Annotated in this window: 4 protein-coding genes and 1 pseudogene; 4 read left to right on the forward strand and 1 reads right to left on the reverse strand. The window is 70.1% G+C overall.

All coding sequences use genetic code 11. The features are described 5' to 3' along the window. The coding region (locus NQ160_RS02855) for a glutaminase (RefSeq protein ID WP_257513732.1) at window positions 1-289 on the reverse strand (289 nt) is incomplete at its 3' end. Between the two features lie 134 nt (window positions 290-423). Between NQ160_RS02855 and NQ160_RS02860 the strand changes: the two are divergent. The 4 genes and pseudogenes from NQ160_RS02860 to NQ160_RS02875 form a co-directional block, all read left to right on the forward strand. After that, window positions 424-1757 (forward strand): annotated as a pseudogene (locus tag NQ160_RS02860) (APC family permease). Window positions 1758-1816: 59 nt separating this feature from the next. After that, window positions 1817-2242 carry a GIY-YIG nuclease family protein gene (locus NQ160_RS02865; RefSeq protein WP_257513733.1) on the forward strand — a complete coding sequence of 142 codons (426 nt, stop codon included), beginning with the start codon at window positions 1817-1819 and terminating at the stop codon, window positions 2240-2242. Window positions 2243-2352: 110 nt separating this feature from the next. Beyond that, complete coding sequence (locus NQ160_RS02870; RefSeq protein ID WP_257513734.1) at window positions 2353-2625, forward strand: hypothetical protein; 273 nt, start codon at window positions 2353-2355, stop codon at window positions 2623-2625. 31 nt (window positions 2626-2656) lie between these two features. After that, on the forward strand, window positions 2657-3552 hold an 896-nt coding region (locus NQ160_RS02875; protein ID WP_257513735.1), incomplete at its 3' end, for a squalene cyclase.

Below are 3552 nucleotides of genomic sequence, written 5' to 3' on the forward strand. Positions count from 1 at the left end.
CCTCTCCCGTCGGCTCGATGCCGATGCGGTCGAGCGCGTCGCCGCCGGTATCGCAGAGGGCGAGCGCGAAGAGGAACGGTTTGACGGCGGACTGCACGCTGAAGGGCACGTCGGCCTGCGTGCTCGCACGGACCGTGCCGTCGGCGAGCGCCAGCGCGATGGCGCAGAGGTCCGGATCCGCCTCGGCGAGCTCGGGGATGCTGTCGTTCACCTGGCCGTCGTCATGCTGCAGCAAGTCGTCGCGCAGCGCATCGAGGTCGTAGGTGCGGGGGTCGCGGGGTCCGCTCATCGTCCCAGCCTCCCATGGAGCCCGCCGTTCCCGACGCCCTGCAGCGCGTGGGCCGAGAAGGCCGACAGGATAAGACACGGGCGGCATATGCAATAGGGATTGCGCCATATTCGTTCCGGCAGTGAAGTGGTGCGATGAGCAGAGAAATCGCAGCGATCACGCCCACGGCGCCGATCGGTTTGAAAAGAGCGGTGGGCACGCCCCTGCTCTTCGCGTTCATCGTCGGCGACACGCTCGGCGCCGGCATCTACACGCTCGTGGGCTCGATGGCCGCGGACGTGGGTGGCGTCATCTGGCTGCCGCTGCTGCTCGCTCTCGTCGTCGCCCTGCTCACCGCGGGCACGTACGCGGAGCTGATCACGAAGTACCCGCATGCGGGCGGCGCGGCCCGGTACATCGACCGCGCGTTCGGCAAACCGTATCTGTCGTTCCTCGTCGGCTTCCTGATGATGGCTTCCGGCATCACGACCGCAGCCGCCCTCGCGAACGCCTTTGCCGGCGACTATCTCAGCGCGCTCATCGACGTGCCGCAGGTGCCCGCGGCCATCGTGTTCATCGCCCTACTCACCCTCATCAACCTCAGGGGCGTGCGGGAGTCCCTCGGCGCGAACCTCGTCGCCTCGGTGATCGAGGTGAGCGGCCTGGTCATCGTGATCGTCGTCTGCGCCATCGTCTTCGGCAACGGCGACGGGGACCCGGCACGCATCTTCGAGTTCGCCCCCGACGTCCCCCCGGTCCAGGGCGCGTTCGCGGCATCCATCATCGCGTTCTTCTCCTTCCTCGGCTTCGAGGCGGCGGCGAACATGGCCGAAGAAGTGAAGAACCCGTCGAAGGCCTACCCGCGCGCGCTGTTCGGCGCGATCCTCACCGCCGCCGTCGTGTACCTGCTGATCGCGATCGGCGCGGTGATCGTGCTGCCGCCTGAGGAGCTGGCCACGTCCACCGGCCCTCTCCTCGACGTGGTCGCCGCCAGCAACCTCGGCGTCCCCGCGTGGCTGTTCGGACTCATCGCGTTGGTGGCGATCGCCAACGGCGCCCTGCTCTTCATGGTGATGGCCAGTCGCGTCACCTACGGCCTGGCCGAGGCGGGCCTGCTGCCGCACGCGTTCGCCCGCGTGCTGCCCAACCGCCGCACGCCGTGGGTGTCGCCGGCATCACCATGGCCCTCACCCTGGTGGGAGATGTCTCCACCCTGGCCGAGACGACGGTGCTGCTGCTTCTGCTGGTGTTCCTCTCGGCCAATGTCAGCGTGCTGGCACTGAAGAAGGACAAGGTCGACCACCGTCACTTCTCGGTGCCGCGGTTCATCCCCGTTCTCGGGATCCTCGCGTGCCTCGTGCTACTGGCCCAGCAGTCGTGGACGGTCTGGCTGGGGTCGCTGGCGTACGTCGCGGTGGGCTCCGTGCTCTTCTTCGTCGCCCGCTACGGCCGCAAGCGCGGCGACAGGAAGCTCCAGGCGCGCGCCTGAGGCGCCCGCCGGAGAAGCCGGCGACCGGGGATGTCGGCGCCGTCGCGTAGGGTCGCCCCGTGGTGAGACGCGATGCCCTCCCCGGCGCCTGCCACCTCTGCGGCGGCTCCCACGGCACCCATGGCGACCGCGGGTGGATCTGCGCCGATTGCGGGTGGCGGTACGGTGACGTGCCCGACCCCGACCTTCCGCTCCCCCGCATCGACGTCGTGTACTACCTGCGCTTCGACGCACGGGTCAAAATCGGCACGAGCGCCCAGCCGCGCCGACGCCTCGCAGCGATCTGGCACGATGAGCTGCTCGCATTCGAACGCGGCGGTCGCGCCGTGGAGCAGCAACGGCATCGGGAGTTCGCCCCACTTCGCGAGGGCGGCGAGTGGTTCACCCTCACCGACCCGCTGACCACGCACGTGGCGCGGCTGCGCGCCGACGGAGACCCGTGGCAGCTCTACGCACGCTGGCTCAGCGCGGCCCTGCGGGGCTGATCGCGCCAGCGGTCGATGGCGTATCGAACGCAAGATCCAGCGTCAACCCTCTGCGCGATTCCGGAACCGCGGACAGGCTGGTCGCACAGCAAAAGAGCGAAGGGATCATCGTGACGACCGAGGTCATGCCGCACGCACAGCAGCGACTGTCCCTCCCGCCCGTCGCGCCGCGCTCGTCGCGACTGCAGTGGCATCCCGTCACCGCGGATCGCTTCGAGGTCATGATGCGCGGCGCCACCGTCGGCTTCATCGAGATCGTCGGCTCGGTCTACGTCAGCCTGGCCGGACCCCGCTACGCCCGTGCCGTCGAGGTGGCCCAGTCCCTGGTGTGGACCGACGCCCTCGTCGCCCTGGATCCCGGGCGCACGCGCGGGGGACGGTGACGCCAGGGCGGGACGGGTCTATCGTTCCGGCATGACCACTGATCCGGCCGTTCTGGGCTGGCTGCTCGACTCGGACCCCGCCGTGCGATGGCAGGTCGAGCGCGACCTGCTCGGAGCTCCGCCCGAGCACTGGGAGAGCACGCGAGCACGGGTGGCGACCGAGGGCTTCGGCGCCCGGCTGCTCGGCCTGCAGGGTGCCGACGGGCAGTGGGCCGGCGGCGCGTTCTTCCCTGCGGGGTTCTTCGACAGCGACGAACCACAGCAGCCCGGCCAACCCTGGGTCGCCACCAACTGGGCCCTGAAGGACCTGCGGGAGTGGGGCCTGGATGCCGCCGCGCTCGGCGACACCGCCGAGCGCCTCGCCGCGAACAGTCGCTGGGACTACAACGACCTGCCGTACTGGGAGGGTGAGGTCGACATCTGCATCAACTCCTATACCCTCGCCGCCGGCGCCTGGCTCGGAGTGGACATGACGCCGCTTGCGCGGTGGTTCGTCGACCATCGCCTGGCCGACGGCGGATGGAACTGCGAGGCCGAGGAGGGCCACTCGGTGCGCTCGTCCTTCCACTCCACGCTCAACGCGGCGCGCGGACTGCTCGCCTACGAGAGATTCACCGGCGACACCTCGGTGCAGGCCGCCCGCCACGGCGGCGAGGAGTACCTGCTCCAGCGGCGCCTGCTGTACCGGCTCAGCACGGGCGAGCCGGTGGGCGACTTCACCACGCGCTTCGTCGCCCCCTCCCGCCACCGCTACAGCGCCCTCACGGCGCTGGACCACTTCCGCGACGTCGCACTGCATGAGGGCCGCGCGCCCGATCCGCGCATGGCGGATGCCGTGGCGGTCGTGCGCGACGCCCGCCAGCCGGACGGCACGTGGCTGCAAACCACTCCCCTGGCCGGCCGCACCTGGTTCGACGTGGATGCCGG

The sequence above is a fragment of the Microbacterium sp. zg.Y909 genome (genome assembly GCF_024626565.1).